The following is a 13707-nucleotide window of genomic DNA, read 5'->3' as shown; positions in this document are numbered from 1 at the left end:
CCACCGGGTGCGCCGCGCGACGGGTCCGCAGCCGCGGGAAACGGGTCGTGCCCGTCCCGCAGGTGCGGGACGGGCACGACGCCTCCGGCCGGGCACGGACCGGGGGACGGGTCGACCGTGCCGGGCGCGGGTCTGGGGGGCGGCCGGGTCCTTCGAGGGCGGCAGGGCCCTTCGGGAGCGGCCGCTTCCTTCAGGAGTGCGGGACGACGGCGACCGGGCAGCGCGCGTGGTGCAGCACCGCGTGCGCGGCCGAGCCGATCCGGGTGCCGATGGGGGCGCGCCGCGCCCGCCTGCCGACCACCAGGAGCTGGGCCGAGGCGGCCTGGTCGAGGAGGACCTGGCCCGCGCTGCCGATCTCGACGTGCTCGGTGACCTCGACGTCGGGGAAGCGCTCGCGCCACGGCGCCAGGGCCTCCTGGAGGGCCTTGCGCTCCAGGGGCTCCAGGCCGCCGGCGTCGTCGATCATGGCCAGGGAGCCGGGGCTCCAGGTGTAGACGGGCGGGAGGCTCCAGGCCCGCACGGCGCGCAGCGGAACACCGCGCACGGCGGCGGCCTCGAAGGCGAAGCCCAGCACCTCGGCGCTGTCCTCCGCGGAGCCCTGCTGGCCGACGACCACGTCGCCGCTCCGGCTCAGCAGGTGCTCGTCGTCCTCGGCCCGCACGGACACCACCGGGCCGGAGGCGGTGGCGATCACCTGCTGGCCGTAGGAGCCGAGGAGGAAGCCCAGCAGGGCACCGTGGCCGCGGGTGCCCAGGCACAGCAGCGCGGAGCGCTTGGCCTCGGAGACGAGGGCGGCGACGGCGGTGTCGGGGGCGATCCGGGCCGTCACGTCGAGGCCGGTGTGCCGCTGGGCCACCCGTGCCTCGGCCTCCCGCAGCACGGCGCGCGCCGACTCCTCCTCGGCCTCGCGGTTCTGCAGGACCGGGATGTCGAGCGGCTGCCAGAGCCAGGCGTGCACGATGTGCAGGGGCAGGCCCCTCAGCTGCGCCTCCTCGGCGGCCCAGTCGACCGCCGCCAGGCTCTCGGGCGAACCGTCAACGCCTACAACTACCGGGCGGGTCATGGAATCTGCCTCCGTTGGACGACATACGTGCCGGCCTCCTCGACCGGTCTCGGGCTCCAGCCTGTCGTGGCAGGGCCGCCGGGGGCAGGGCCGATCGGCCCTGTTCGGTGGTCCGTTCGGCAGAGCGGGCCCCGCTCCCCCGCGGACCGCGGAGCCCGGCGGACCGCGCGCGCGGGCCGGGAGGTACGGTGTGCGGCCCTGCCACCGGTCGTGCGCGTACCCGCCCCCGGCGGTGCGCACACGGGCGGGACCGGTGCCGCCGCGCAGGGGTGCGGCACGCCCCCGGGTCGGCACCGGTTCCGGCCAGGGCCGATCGGCCCTGGCCGGAACCGGGCTCGTGAGGCACGATCACCCTCGTCCACCGCGGTGGACGTTTCCCCAGACGACGGAGCATGTGATGACGGACAACGGCTCGGGCCCCACCGGCGGAGCACCGGTGACGGTGTTCCTCCTGGACGACCACGAGGTGGTGCGGCGCGGAGTGTACGACCTGCTGGACGCCGAGCCGGACATGACCGTCGTCGGCGAGGCCTCGACCGCGGAGCAGGCGCTGGCGCGGGTCCCGGCGCTGCGGCCGAAGGTGGCCGTGCTGGACGTGCGGCTCCAGGACGGGGACGGGGTGAGCGTCTGCCGCGAGCTGCGGTCGCGGATGCCGGAGCTCGCGTGCCTGATGCTGACCTCCTTCGACGACGAGGAGGCGCTGCTGGACGCCATCGTGGCGGGTGCCGCGGGCTATGTGCTCAAGCAGATCACGGGGACGGACCTGGTGCAGGCCGTGCGGACGGTCGCCTCGGGGCAGTCCCTGCTCGACCCCGGGGCGACCGCGCGGGTGATGGCACGGCTGAGGGACGCGGCCGGGGAGGAGAGCCGGACGGGGGTCGAGGGGCTGACGGCCAGGGAGCTGGAGATCCTCTCGCTCATCGGCGAGGGGCTGACCAACCGGGAGATCGGCCTGCGGCTCTACCTCGCCGAGAAGACGGTGAAGAACAACATCTCCCGCATCCTGGGCAAGCTGGGCGTCGAGCGCCGTGTGCAGGCGGCCGTGATCGCGACCCGCCTCCAGTCCCCGGCCGGCCCCTCCCGCCCCGAGTGGCCGGGGCGGCGGACGCGCTGACCCGGTGCGGGCCCGGGCGGACCGGCCGGGCTCCCACGGGACCGGGCCGTCCTTCGCCGGCGCCCGGCGGGCCGGCAGGACCTCGGCGGCGTGGGGACGCCGGCCGCCGGGGCGCCGGGAGCGGCCTCAGACCGACAGGACGAGCTTCCCCCGCACCCGCCCCTGGCGGCTGATCCGGTGCGCCTCGGCCGCTTCCCGCAGCGGCAGGACCTCCTGGACCTCGACGTGGACGGCGCCGCGGTCGATGAGGGCGCCGATCTCCCCGAGGGCCGCACCGTCCGGTGCGACGATCACGCGCCGGGCGGCGATCCCCGGGACCCGGTACGCCTCGTCCACGGGTTCCGGCAGGGTGATCAGCGTTCCGCCGGGGCGCACCAGGGCCCAGGAGGAGCGCTGCACCGCGCCGCCGACGGTGTCCAGCACGAGGTCGTGCGGCTCCCCCGCGGACAGGTCCGCCTCCGCCCGGTCCAGCGGCTCGTCCACGCCGAGTCGGCGCAGGAAGTCCAGGTTGCGGGCCGAGGCGGTCGCCGTGACGTGCGCCCCCGCGTGCTTGGCGAACTGCACGGCGAAGTGTCCGACGCCACCCGCACCGGCGTGCACCAGGACCCGCCGGCCGGCCACCGTCCCGGCCGCCGCGAGAGCCTGCCACGCGGTCAGTGCCGCGAGGGGGACCGCGGCCGCCTCCTCGAAGGTCAGGCGGGTCGGCCGAGGGGCGAGCGCCGCCACCGGGACGGTGCACAGCTCCTGGTAGGCGCCGCCGTACGGCAGCGGCAGCATTCCGTACACCGCCTCCCCGACGCCGGGGCCGCCCGGGACCGTGCGCAGCACGGTCCCGGCCATGTCCCAGCCCATCCCGAGGGGGAAGGGCCGGTCGCTGCGCACCTGGCCCTCGCGGTGCTTCCAGTCCACCGGGTTGACGCCCGCGGCCCTCACCTCCACCAGGACCTCGCCGTCCGCCGGTCGGGGGGCGGGTCGCTCCGCCACCTCCAGCACGCTCTCGTCGCCGTACCGGGAGAAGACCACCGCGCGCATCGAAACCGCTCCAGCCGTGTCGTCGTGCGCTCCCGGCGCCACCGGGCGGCGGGAGCGGGGTGCGGGTGTCGCACCGCCCTCAGCCTGCGGGGACGGCCGGGCCGGAGCCACTACCCCGCGAGTACCAGGCGGCGGGGTGCCGAAGCGGAAGCGCGCAAGAGGGGTACCGGCGGGGACAGGACGGACGCCCCCGGCGCACGCATACTGGCGCGCATGGATCTCCCCACCGGACTCGGCTCCTTCCTGACGTCGCGACGCGCCCGGGTGACACCGCGTCAGGCCGGCGTACCCGTCGTCGGGCGCCGACGTGTCGCGGGGTTGCGGCGCGAGGAGGTGGCCGAGCTGGCGGGTGTCAGCCTGGTGTACTACACACGCCTGGAGCAGGGCCGCGCACGGAACCCGTCGGACGCGGTGCTCGCCGCGCTGGCCCGGGTGCTGCGCCTGGACCCGGCGGAGCGGTCCCACCTGTACGACCTCGCCCACCGCACCGGGCGGGGCACCCCGCCGCCGGGTGCCGCCGAGGCACGGGAGACCGGGCCGGGGCCGGCGGGCACGGGGCCGGGGGCGCCGGAGGCAGGGGTGCGGGAGGAGGTGCGCCTGCTGCTGCGTGCGGTGGGGGCGGTTCCGGCCTACGTCCTGACACCCGCCATGGACGTACCGGCCGCCAACGACCTGGCCCGGGCACTGGTGGGCGGCCTGACCGGGGGCCGGGACGGCCGGGCGAACCTCGCCCGGTACGTCTTCCTCGACACCGGTGCGAGGGAGCTGTACCCGCACTGGGAGGACGTGGCCCGCCAGACCGTCGGCTTCCTGCGGTTCTCCGCGGGCCGCCGCCCGGGCGACGCGCGGCTGGCGTCCGTGGTGGCCGGGCTGAGCCGCGCCGACGAGTCCTTCCGCCGTCTGTGGGCGGCACAGGAGGTGCAGGAGAAGACCCACGGGACGAAGAGCTTCCGGCACCCGGTGACGGGCAGGCTGGACCTCGCCTACGAGACGCTTCTGCTGCCCGGCGACACGGGCCTGTCGCTGGTCGTCCTCACCGCGCCGGACCCCCGGGCGGAGGCGGCGCTGCGCCTGCTCGGAAGCTGGACGGCGGGGCGCCCGGAGCGGTCCGCCGACGACAGCGCGGGCCATCCCGTGCGCGGGGAGCGGCGTCCGGCTTCCGCGTCCGGGTAGGGGCATCGTCGTTCAGGGGCGGGCCGCACCGGCCACGGCGCCGCTGACGGCGCACGCCGGACCGGCCGGGCGGCCGGCCGACTCGTCGAGGCGCGGGCGCCGTGGCGTCAGCGCGGGCCCGCCGGCTGGCGCCGGGCCGACCTCGCCCGGTTCCCGCAGCCGACCGAACACCAGGACTGGTCCCGGCGGCGGGCGAGGAAGAACATGCCGCAGCTGGGCGCGGGGCAGCGCCGCAACCGGGCCTGCTCCGGGCCCGCGGCCAGGACGAGCGTCTGGCGGGCCGCCGCGGCGGCGGCCGGACCGCCGCCTTCCCGCTCGCCCAGGCGTCCGTCCTCGCCGACCTCGAAGGTCACGGGCGCGCGGGCGGCCAGCTCGTTGAGGTGCACCCGCTCGGCCTCGGGCAGCGGGTCCTGCCGCGCGGCGGCCTCCAGTGCCGTGCGCACGGGGGCCCGCAGCCGGGTGAGCTCGTCGAGCGGCAGCGCGGCCAGCCCCCGGGCGGCCGTCCGTTCCCGCCACGCCCCGGCGAGCGCGGGCGAGGCGAGGAGGTCGACGTCGCCCCGGTCGGGCCCGGCGCCGCAGACCACGGTGTTGGCGAGGTCCAGCACGGGGTGCTCACCGATCCACGGCATCGCGTGGAGGTTCTTCAGGCTCATGCCCCCAGGCTACCCGGGACACGGATTTGAGCCGACGAATCCGTGATAGCTTGACACCCGTCGATCACGCTTTTGTGACTGCGAATCCGTGATTCGATGAACGATCCGCCCCGTCCGGAAGGAAGACCTGATGAGCACCACCATCGAGTACGTGCGCTTCGAGTGCGGCGACCCCGAGGAACTGGCCGCCCGGCGCGAGGGCTTGGTCTCCCTGCTGCGCGAGCGCTACGCCGACGACTTCCAGGGCGCTCTCCTCGCCCGCTGCGAGGACGGCTCCCTCGTCGACCTCCTCGTGTGGGCCTCCCCCGAGGCGGCCGCCCGGGCGGCCCGCGAGATGCCGGGCGACCCCGCGGCGGCGGACTACTTCACGCGCGTCGGCCACGTCCACGAGCTGCGGCACGCCGAGGTCCTGCACGGCGCGGAGCCCCTGCTCCGCGCCTGAAGCCCCCGCCCGCCCGGGCCGGACCCCGCCGCCCGCGCGGGGCCGGCCCCCTCCCCGAGGAGGGACCGTGCCCACCGCCGCGGAACTGCTCGACGCCCGCACCGCCGCACGGCTCGCCGCCGAGCTGGCCGCCGCGGGAGCCCCCACCACCACCTGCGTCTCCGCCTGCGGCCCCCGCCTCCACGGGCTGGGCTTCGCCGCGCGCGTCCAGGCGCTGAAGGCCGCCGTGCTCGCCGACCTGCCGGACGGCTACCCGGGGTTCGCCGCCGTCGTCCGCCGCGCGCTCGGGCAGCCCGGCTTCACCGGCTGGATGACCTTCCCCGTCGGCGAGGCGGTCGCGGAACGCGCCCTCACCGACGGCGTGTTCGAGGACGCTCTCGGGCTGCTGGCCGAGCTCACCCCCCTGCTCACCTCGGAGACGGCGGTGCGGCCCTTCCTCCGCCACGACCTGCACCGGGCCCTGCGGACGATGCTGCCGTGGACCACCCACGCCGACCCGCATGTACGGCGCCTCGCCAGCGAGGGCACCCGGCCCCGCCTGCCGTGGTCGGCCCGGCTGACCGCCCTCGTGGCCGACCCCGCACCCGCTCTGGCGATCCTGGACGCGCTCCACCGCGACAAGTCCGCCTACGTGCGGCGCTCGGTCGCCAACCACCTCAACGACATCAGCCGCGACCACCCCGGGATCGCCGTCGCCTCCGCGGCCCGCTGGCTGGAGGGAGGCGGGACCGCCGCCGAGGGGGTCGCCCGTCACGGGCTCCGCACTCTCGTCAAGGCCGGCGACCCGGCCGCGCTGGCCGTCCTCGGGTACGCGCCCGAGGCGGCCGTCGACGTCACCGGCCCCGAGGTCGCCGACCCGATCGTCCCTTTCGGCGGTCACCTGGAGTTCGGCTGCACGGTCGTCAGCACCGGCGCCTCCGCGGCACGGCTCGTGATCGACTACGTCCTCCACCACCGGCGGGCGAACGGCACCCTCTCCCCGAAGGTCTTCAAGCTGACCACGCGGACCCTCGCGCCCGGTGAGCGGTGGTCGGGAACCCGCCGGCACCCGTTCCGCCCCCTGAGCACCAGGCGCTACCACCCCGGACCGCACCGCGTCGAGATCCAGGTCAACGGGCGCCGCTACGGCGGAGCCGAGTTCCTGCTCACCGGCCCGACCGGCCCCGGCGCGAACAGGGCGTGACCCCCGGGCCGGGGAGGAGCCGGCCCGGGCGGGCGGCGCCGCGGGCACCGGCCCCCGCCACCGCCCGGGCACCACCCCCCGCCACCGGCGCGGCGGGAGCCCCCGCGCCCGGCGGCGGACTCAGCCGCCCGCGGGCGGGGCGCCCGCCAGCCCGCTCAGCTCCTCGGGCCCGACCTCCTCCAGGCTCCCGGCGAAGTGCCGCCGCGGGGAGCGCGGCACCGGGAGCAGACTGGGGACGACCAGGACCGTGCAGCCGGCGGCGTCCGCCGAGGCGGCGCCGTCCGGGGAGTCCTCGACGGCGACGCAGTCCGACGCCGGCAGGCCCAGGCGCGCGGCGGCCGCCAGGTACGGGTCCGGGTGGGGCTTGGTGCGGACGGTGTCGTCGGCCGAGAGGGTGAAGGCGAACGGCACATGCGCCAGGGCGCCCCGGGTCACCGAGTCCACCACGGCCCGGGGAGAGGCACTGACCAGGGCGAAGGGCACGCCTTGTGCGGCGAGCGCGGCGAGCAGCCGGTCCGCGCCCGGACGGAGCGGCGCCCCCCGGCGCACCCGCCGGAGGAACTCCTCCCCCAACTCCCGCCCGACGGCCGCGACGTCCTGCCGCGGTGCCGACCGGACCAGGTGGGCGGCGGTGTCGGCGACGGAGCGGCCGACCACCTGGGGGGCGTCCTCGGAACCGAGGCGCAGCCCGAGCCCCGCGGCGGTGTCGGCGGCGACCTGCCACCACAGGCCCTCGGTGTCCACGAGCGTGCCGTCCATGTCGAACAGGACGGCCCCGGGCCCGGTCACGAGGCGCTCCGGGGCACGACGAGCACCGGGTGCCCGGCGAGGCCGAGGCGGGCGCGGGCACCCGCGGTCAGCCCGGCCGCCTCCCGCGAGGGGAGGTCGGCCTTGGCCTCGGCCCCGTCGGGCAGGGCGAGATGGACCCGGGTCACGGCGCCGAGGAAGGAGGCCGCGACCACGGTGGCCTCGCCTTCCGGGTCGGCGGCGACGGTCAGGTTCTCGGGGCGGACCAGCGCCCATACGTCGCCGTCCGCGGGCCTCTCGCCGTCGGTGGGCAGCCGGTGCCCCGCCACCTCGACGGTCGCGTCGTCGGCGAGGCGGCCGGGCAGCCGGTTCATCGTGCCGACGAAGGAGGCGACGAAGGGGGTGGCGGGGCGGGCGTACAGCTCGGCAGGGGCCGCGCACTGCTCCAGGCGGCCGGAGTTCAGCACCGCGACCCGGTCGGCCATGGAGAGCGCCTCCTCCTGGTCGTGGGTGACGAAGACCGTGGTGATGCCGAGCGACAGCTGCAGACGGCGGATCTCCTCGCGCAGGCTGTCGCGCACCTTGGCGTCGAGCGCGGACAGCGGCTCGTCGAGGAGCAGCACCCGCGGCTGGAGGGCCAGCGCGCGGGCGAGCGCGACGCGCTGCTGCTGGCCGCCGGAGAGCTGGTGCGGGTAGCGGCCGCCGTGGTCCGGGAGGCCCACGAGGTCGAGGAGTTCGGCGGCGCGGGCGGCGCGCCGCGCCGCGGGGACCTTGCGGACGCGCAGGCCGAAGGCGACGTTGTCGCGGGCGCTGAGGTTGGGGAACAGGCTGTAGGACTGGAAGACCATGCCGGTGTCCCGCCTGTGCGCGGGCACGGCCGTGATGTCCGCGCCGTCGACGAGGATCTCGCCGGAGTCCGGCCGGTCGAAGCCGGCGACCATGCGCAGTGCGGTGGTCTTGCCACAGCCGGAGGGCCCGAGGAGGGCGAGGAGCTCCCCCGGCTCGGCGGTGAGGTCGAGCCCGTCGAGGGCGACCGATCCGGCGAAGGCCCGCCGCAGGGAGCGGAGTTCGAGCCGGGCGCCGGAGGGGGGCGGGGTGCGTCCGGTGCTCGTCGAGGCCGGTCGGGCGGGGGCGGCGGGCATGGGTCAGGACTCCTTAGGGGCGGCCGGCGCCGCTCCCTCTCCCGCGCCGGCTGCGGAGCCGGCGCGGGAGAGGAGCAGCAGCAGGGCCCAGGTGAGGGCGAGGCTGAGGATGGAGACGGCGACGGACATCCGGGCCTGCGCTCCGGAGATCGTCACGATCCACACGGCGAAGGGCCGGAAGCCGAGCAGTGAGGCGATGGTGAACTCGCCGAGGACGAGGGCGAGCGTCAGGAAGGCGGCACCCGTGAGGGAGGACCGCAGATTGGGCAGCAGGACCCGGACGACGGCCTGCGGCCAGGAGGCCCCGCAGTCGCGGGCCGCCTCCACGAGGGTGGGGACGTCCAGGGCCCTCAGGCCCGCGTCCAGGGACCGGTACACGAAGGGCAGCGCCAGCACGGTGTAGGCGAGGACCAGGACGAGGGGGAACGCTTCGTTCTGCACCGCGATGAAGGTCTGGTAGAAGGGCGTGGCGGCCAGGTGCTCCGGGCCCCAGCGCAGCACCGTGGCGATGCCGGTGACCAGGGCGATGGGCGGGACCACGAGCGGCATCATGCAGACCACTTCCACCACGGGGCGCAGCCGCGGCGACCCCAGGCGCACGGCGACGAGCGCGGGCACCGCCAGCAGCAGCGACGCCGCGATGGTCGCGGCGGCCAGGCCGAGTGAGAGCAGCAGGCTCTCGGTGAAGCCCTCGGCGGACAGCAGGTCGGTGTAGGCGGCGAAGGAGACGCCCTGTCCCGGGGTGTGGACGGTGAAGACGAACGAGGAGACCAGCGGCAGCAGGAAGTAGACGCCGGCCAGGCCGAGGACGGCGCCGCGCCAGACCCGGGGCCGTCGGCGTCCGGTGCGGGGGCGCCTCTCCGGTGCTCCGTCCGGCACGGGCGCCGGCCCCTGCGGGACGGGCTGCGCCCGGGCGGGTGCGGGCGCCCCGGCGGCCGGCGGGGTGGCGGGGGCGGGGGTCAGCGCAGCCATCGGGCGCTCCGTCGCTGGAGGGGGAGGTAGACGGCCATCACCAGGCCGGCGATGAGGATCATGTCGAGTCCGAGGGCGAGCGCCACGTTCTCCTGTCCGGTCAGCACGTTCCCGGACAGCGCGTCCGCGATCTTGAGGGTGACCAGCGGCACGGACCCGCCGACGAGTGCGGCCGCGGTGGCGTGGGCGGCGAAGGCCGTACCGAAGAGCAGCACGACTCCGCCGAGCAGGGACGGCGCCAGGACCGGCAGCCCGATGTGGCGCCAGAACTGCCAGGCGGTGGCACCGCAGTTCTGCGCGGCCTCCCGCCAGCGGGGGCGGAGCCCGTCGAGGGCAGGCACGGTCACCAGGACCATGAGGGGGATCAGGAAGTACAGGTAGACCACGGCGAGCCCGGTGAAGGAGTACAGGTTCCAGCCCAGGTCGGTGAGGTCGGCCAGCTGGGTGACCACACCGGAGATGCCGGCGGTGGCGATGAAGGCGAAGGCGAGCGGGACTCCGCCGAAGTTGGCGAGCACCCCGGAGGCGGTCAGGGCCGCGCTGCGCAGGGCCCGGGAGCGTGAGGTGACCACGGCCTGGGCGACGAGCACCCCGAGGACCGCTGCGACCAGGGCGGTCAGGGCGGAGAGCCGGACGCTGCCGAGGAGTGCGCCCAGGTAGGGGCCTTCCAGGGAGCGTGCGAGGTGGTCGCCGGTGAGCGTGGTGCTCCCGGTGGCGGGGTCGGTCCGGGTGAAGGCGCCGTGCACCAGGGCACCCAGCGGGATGCCGAAGCAGAGTGCGGCGAAGGCCAGGAGGGGAGCGGCGGCGAGCCAGGTGCGCGGCCCGCGCCGCCGGCGGCGGGTGCCGCCGGCGGTTCCCTGGCGGGAGGTGGTGGGGACGGGCATCAGGAGACGGCCTTGTCCCACTTCTCGGCGAGCGTCGCCTTGGCCGTGTCGAGCTCGGCCGGGGCCGGGAAGGAGGGGGTGCCCTCGACGGCGGGGAGCTTGGTGACGGCGTCCTTGTCGACGGTGCCGTCCTCGGTCATGGCGGGCAGCAGCACCGGGCGGGCGTAGCCCTTCAGCCACAGGTTCTGGCCCTCGGGGCTGTAGAGGAACTCCATCCACAGGCGGGCGGCCGCGGGGTGGGGGGCGTCCTTGTTGACGGCCTGGGAGTAGAACTGGGCGTAGACGCCGTCGGAGGGGACGGCGACCTTCCAGTCCACGCCCTTGGAGCGGAACTGGTCGGCGTAGCCGGCGTTGAGGTAGTCCCAGTCGACGGAGATGGGGGTCTCGCCCTTCTCGACGGTGGCCGGGGTGGACTCCACGGGGATGAAGTTGCCGTTCTTCTTCAGCTCCCCGAAGAAGTCGATGCCGGGCTGGATGTCGGCGAAGGAGCCCTTGTTGGCCAGGGCGGCCGCGAAGACACCGCCGAAGGCGGAACCGGACTTGGTGGGGTTGCCGTTGAGGGCGACCTTGCCCTTGTACTCGGGCTTGAGCAGGTCCGCGAAGGTCTCCGGGCAGACCTTGATGCGCGCGGCGTCGCAGCCGATGGAGACGTAGCCGCCGTAGTCGTTGTACCAGCGGCCGTCGGCGTCCTTCTGGGTGTCGGGGATGCTGTCCCACGCGGCGACCTTGTACGGGGCGAAGAGCCCCTCCTCCGCGCCGCTGCGGGCGAAGGCGATGCCCAGGTCCAGGACGTCGGGGGCGCGGTCCTGGCCCTTGCGGGACTTCACGGCGGCGATCTCGTCGGCGCTGGAGGCGTCCGGGTTCTCGCTCTTGACCTCGATCTCGGGGTACTTGGCCTCGAAGGCCGCGATGACCTCGCCGTAGTTGGCCCAGTCCGGCGGCAGCGCGATCACGTTGAGCGCCCCTTCCTTCTCGGCCGCGGCGACCAGCTTGTCCATGCCGCCGAACTCGGACGCGGAGGTGGCGCTTCCGGCGGAGGCCCCGCCGTCGGCGGCCTTGGCGGCGGGGTCCGCGTCGGGGGCGGCGCCGCAGGCGGCGGTGAGGACGGTCAGTGCGGTGGCGCCGAGCACGGCGGCGGCGCGGCGGGCGAGCGGTCTGGGCACGGAAGGCTCCTGAGGCGAGAGGGTGCGATCACTTGTCTGAACAAGTCGGAACCCACTTCGCCCGGCCCCGCCGTCCGGAAGGTGAACGGGGCATGACCGGCCGACGATCGCTCGACGAAGCTCCGTGTCCGGTGAAGTACAGGTGAACGGAGGGCAGTTGGCCGGGGATACGAGGACCGGCGCAGGGCCCGCCGGGTTAGAGTGGGTGGCCCGACGGCCACCGAGCGCGACCGGCCGCGTACACCGTCACGGAGGGACACGTGGGCACCGCGCGCTATCTGGAGATCGCCGAGACCCTCCGGCAGGCGATACTCGGCGGCGAGCTGCCCGTCGGGGGCCGGCTGCCGTCCGAGAGCGCGCTGATGACCCGCTGGGGCGCCTCGCGCGGAACGGTCCGGCAGGCCGTGGCCCTGCTGACCTCGGAGGGCCTGGTCGGCTCCCGCCAGGGCGCCCGCCGCATCGTCCTCAGCCGGGAGCGGCGGCACAGCTTCGCGGAACTGAACAGCTTCGCCCAGTGGGCCCACGGGCTCGGCCTCGCGGTCACGAGCCGCATCCTGCTCCGGGCGCGGCGGCCCGCCGGCCCCGAGGAGGCCGAGGGGCTGGGCGTACCCGAGGGCAGCGAGATCCTGCACGTCCTGCGGGTGCGCCACCTCGACGGCGAGCCGACCATGCTGGAGCGCACCGCGTACGCGCAGTGGGCCGCACCCGCGGTGGAGGCGCTGCCGGAGGAGTGCGTGTCGATCATGGACAGCCTGGCACGGGACGCGGGCATCGTCGCCCAGTACGGGGAGCACCTGATCGACGCCGTCGCGGCGGGCGGCCAGGACGCGCACCTGCTGGGCGTCCGCCGCGGCAGCCCGCTGCTCCGGCAGCGCCACGTCAGCCTCGACCAGGGCGGCCGGGCCATCGAGTGGAGCGACGACCGCTACCGCCCGGGCAGCGTCACCTTCAGCACCAGCAACTCCGCGGCCGCTGCGCCGCTGGGACGGCGGATCGGCGACCGGGCCGTCTGAGCGGCGCTCCCGCCGGTGCGGCCCCGTGCCGGGGCGGCGGGGGCCGTCAGGAGTCGGCGGCCGTGCCGGGCCCCGCCCTGAAGGCGCCCCGGTAGGCGTGGGGGGAGGTCCCCACGCGGCGCCCGAAGTGATGGCGCAGCGTGACGGCCGACCCGAAACCGGCGGCGACGGCCACCTGTTCGACCGAGAGGGCCGTGGTCTCCAGCAGCTCCCGGGCCCGGCGCACCCGGGCGGCGAGCAGCCACTGGAGCGGGGCGGTACCGGTCCCCGCGCGGAACCGCCGGTTCAACGTCCGGGGGCTCACGGCGGCGTGGGCGGCGATCTCGTCGAGGGTCAGGAGCCGGTGCAGGTTCTCCTCCATCCAGACCAGCGTCGGCCCCAGACCCGCCTCCCCCGCCGGGGGCAGCGGCTGCTCGATGAACTGCGCCTGCCCTCCCTCGCGTTGCAGGGGCATCACGGTGCGGCGGGCGGTCGCGGCGGCCCGGTCCGCGCCCAGGTCCCGGCGGACCAGGTGCAGGCAGAGGTCCAGACCGGCGGCGACACCGGCCGAGGTGACCACCGGGCCGTCCTCGACGAAGAGCACCGAGCCGTCGACCTCCACCCGGGGGTGGCGCCCGGAGAGTTCGGCCGCGTACCGCCAGTGGGTGGTGGCCCTCCGTCCGTCCAGCACCCCGGTCGCCGCGAGGGTGAACGCGCCGACGCACAGGGAGGCGAGCCGGGCGCCGCGGTCGTACGCGTCGGTCAACTCGCGGACCACCGCCCGGTCCGGCGGATCGAGGGAGCCCGCACCCGCGGGCACCACCACGGTGTCCGCCTCCGCCAGGGCGTCGAGGTCCCAGTCGGCGGCGAGGGCGAAACCGCCGTGCACGGCGGAGGTGCGCACCCTGCGGCCGGGCGCGCACACCCGTACCTCGTAGCGGGGCGCCCGGGCCACCTCGTTCGCCGTCCCGAGGACCTGGCCGGGCAGGGACAGCTCGAAGGGGAGGACCCCGTCGAGGGCGAGGACGGCGACGACCTCCGGCGCGGCGGCACGGGCGGCGGGCGCGGCCGCAGGGGCGGCACGGGTCACGGGGGCGGCACGGACGGCGTGGCTCATGGCGGGAACTTAGCGCACCGCGTCGTTCTC

General features: G+C 76.1%; 14 protein-coding genes. 5 read left to right on the top strand and 9 right to left on the bottom strand.

Annotation, left to right across the window (positions count from 1 at the left end):
- Window positions 1-190 precede the first annotated feature (190 nt).
- Window positions 191-1063 (bottom strand): universal stress protein, encoded by an 873-nt coding sequence (locus ACGF15_RS15370; protein WP_362613988.1) that lies wholly within the window; start codon window positions 1061-1063, stop codon window positions 191-193.
- A 397-nt stretch (window positions 1064-1460) separates the two neighbouring features.
- Here ACGF15_RS15370 and ACGF15_RS15365 point away from each other — a divergent pair, with 397 nt between their 5' ends.
- Entirely contained in the window at window positions 1461-2177 is a 717-nt protein-coding gene (locus ACGF15_RS15365; RefSeq protein ID WP_345614812.1) for a response regulator transcription factor, read from the top strand.
- 126 nt (window positions 2178-2303) lie between these two features.
- Here ACGF15_RS15365 and ACGF15_RS15360 read toward each other — a convergent pair whose 3' ends face one another.
- Window positions 2304-3209, bottom strand: coding sequence for an NADP-dependent oxidoreductase (locus ACGF15_RS15360; RefSeq protein ID WP_362745148.1), 906 nt, complete (start codon window positions 3207-3209; stop codon window positions 2304-2306).
- A 213-nt stretch (window positions 3210-3422) separates the two neighbouring features.
- On the opposite strand from ACGF15_RS15360, the gene ACGF15_RS15355 reads away from it, so the two are divergent.
- The gene (locus tag ACGF15_RS15355; RefSeq protein WP_392799292.1) at window positions 3423-4382 is read left to right on the top strand and encodes a helix-turn-helix domain-containing protein; all 960 of its coding nucleotides are present in this window, start codon (window positions 3423-3425) and stop codon (window positions 4380-4382) included.
- 107 nt (window positions 4383-4489) lie between these two features.
- Here ACGF15_RS15355 and ACGF15_RS15350 read toward each other — a convergent pair whose 3' ends face one another.
- Window positions 4490-5035 (bottom strand): ABATE domain-containing protein, encoded by a 546-nt coding sequence (locus ACGF15_RS15350; RefSeq protein WP_392799289.1) that lies wholly within the window; start codon window positions 5033-5035, stop codon window positions 4490-4492.
- Window positions 5036-5165: 130 nt separating this feature from the next.
- On the opposite strand from ACGF15_RS15350, the gene ACGF15_RS15345 reads away from it, so the two are divergent.
- Window positions 5166-5477: a hypothetical protein gene (locus ACGF15_RS15345; RefSeq protein ID WP_345614816.1), complete on the top strand. Its 312-nt coding sequence runs from the start codon at window positions 5166-5168 to the stop codon at window positions 5475-5477.
- Window positions 5478-5544: 67 nt separating this feature from the next.
- Window positions 5545-6660 carry a DNA alkylation repair protein gene (locus ACGF15_RS15340; protein WP_392799286.1) on the top strand — a complete coding sequence of 372 codons (1116 nt, stop codon included), beginning with the start codon at window positions 5545-5547 and terminating at the stop codon, window positions 6658-6660.
- A 120-nt stretch (window positions 6661-6780) separates the two neighbouring features.
- On the opposite strand, the gene ACGF15_RS15335 is transcribed toward ACGF15_RS15340, so the two are convergent.
- The 5 genes from ACGF15_RS15335 to ACGF15_RS15315 are packed head-to-tail and all read right to left on the bottom strand — an operon-like array spanning window position 6781 to window position 11568.
- Complete coding sequence (locus ACGF15_RS15335; RefSeq protein WP_376426712.1) at window positions 6781-7419, bottom strand: HAD family hydrolase; 639 nt, start codon at window positions 7417-7419, stop codon at window positions 6781-6783.
- Between the two features lie 26 nt (window positions 7420-7445).
- Window positions 7446-8549 carry an ABC transporter ATP-binding protein gene (locus ACGF15_RS15330; protein ID WP_392799283.1) on the bottom strand — a complete coding sequence of 368 codons (1104 nt, stop codon included), beginning with the start codon at window positions 8547-8549 and terminating at the stop codon, window positions 7446-7448.
- Window positions 8550-8552: 3 nt separating this feature from the next.
- Window positions 8553-9521, bottom strand: coding sequence for an ABC transporter permease (locus ACGF15_RS15325; RefSeq protein ID WP_392799280.1), 969 nt, complete (start codon window positions 9519-9521; stop codon window positions 8553-8555).
- Window positions 9509-10405 carry an ABC transporter permease subunit gene (locus ACGF15_RS15320; protein WP_345614821.1) on the bottom strand — a complete coding sequence of 299 codons (897 nt, stop codon included), beginning with the start codon at window positions 10403-10405 and terminating at the stop codon, window positions 9509-9511. Before ACGF15_RS15320 ends, ACGF15_RS15325 begins: the two co-directional genes overlap by 13 nt.
- Window positions 10405-11568, bottom strand: coding sequence for an ABC transporter substrate-binding protein (locus ACGF15_RS15315; protein WP_376426703.1), 1164 nt, complete (start codon window positions 11566-11568; stop codon window positions 10405-10407). Before ACGF15_RS15315 ends, ACGF15_RS15320 begins: the two co-directional genes overlap by 1 nt.
- A 260-nt stretch (window positions 11569-11828) precedes the next feature.
- Here ACGF15_RS15315 and ACGF15_RS15310 point away from each other — a divergent pair, with 260 nt between their 5' ends.
- The gene (locus tag ACGF15_RS15310) at window positions 11829-12581 is read left to right on the top strand and encodes a GntR family transcriptional regulator (RefSeq protein WP_345614822.1); all 753 of its coding nucleotides are present in this window, start codon (window positions 11829-11831) and stop codon (window positions 12579-12581) included.
- A 46-nt stretch (window positions 12582-12627) separates the two neighbouring features.
- Here the strand turns inward: ACGF15_RS15310 and ACGF15_RS15305 are convergent, their stop codons facing one another.
- Entirely contained in the window at window positions 12628-13677 is a 1050-nt protein-coding gene (locus ACGF15_RS15305) for a GlxA family transcriptional regulator (RefSeq protein ID WP_392799275.1), read from the bottom strand.
- Window positions 13678-13707 lie beyond the last annotated feature (30 nt).

The organism is Streptomyces sp. NPDC048001 (genome assembly GCF_043203115.1).
GTDB lineage: Bacteria > Actinomycetota > Actinomycetes > Streptomycetales > Streptomycetaceae > Streptomyces > Streptomyces sanyensis.
This window is presented reverse-complemented; position numbering and strand designations above follow the sequence as displayed.

Bases quoted from the DNA above. Each gene is read 5' to 3' on its own strand.
- ACGF15_RS15345 (WP_345614816.1), top strand. From the start codon at position 5,166: ATGAGCACCACCATCGAGTACGTGCGCTTCGAGTGCGGCGACCCCGAG.
- ACGF15_RS15355 (WP_392799292.1), top strand. From the start codon at position 3,423: ATGGATCTCCCCACCGGACTCGGCTCCTTCCTGACGTCGCGACGCGCC.
- ACGF15_RS15360 (WP_362745148.1), bottom strand. From the start codon at position 3,209: ATGCGCGCGGTGGTCTTCTCCCGGTACGGCGACGAGAGCGTGCTGGAG.
- ACGF15_RS15305 (WP_392799275.1), bottom strand. From the start codon at position 13,677: ATGAGCCACGCCGTCCGTGCCGCCCCCGTGACCCGTGCCGCCCCTGCG.
- ACGF15_RS15370 (WP_362613988.1), bottom strand. From the start codon at position 1,063: ATGACCCGCCCGGTAGTTGTAGGCGTTGACGGTTCGCCCGAGAGCCTG.
- ACGF15_RS15365 (WP_345614812.1), top strand. From the start codon at position 1,461: ATGACGGACAACGGCTCGGGCCCCACCGGCGGAGCACCGGTGACGGTG.
- ACGF15_RS15320 (WP_345614821.1), bottom strand. From the start codon at position 10,405: ATGCCCGTCCCCACCACCTCCCGCCAGGGAACCGCCGGCGGCACCCGC.
- ACGF15_RS15335 (WP_376426712.1), bottom strand. From the start codon at position 7,419: ATGGACGGCACGCTCGTGGACACCGAGGGCCTGTGGTGGCAGGTCGCC.
- ACGF15_RS15325 (WP_392799280.1), bottom strand. From the start codon at position 9,521: ATGGCTGCGCTGACCCCCGCCCCCGCCACCCCGCCGGCCGCCGGGGCG.
- ACGF15_RS15350 (WP_392799289.1), bottom strand. From the start codon at position 5,035: ATGAGCCTGAAGAACCTCCACGCGATGCCGTGGATCGGTGAGCACCCC.
- ACGF15_RS15330 (WP_392799283.1), bottom strand. From the start codon at position 8,549: ATGCCCGCCGCCCCCGCCCGACCGGCCTCGACGAGCACCGGACGCACC.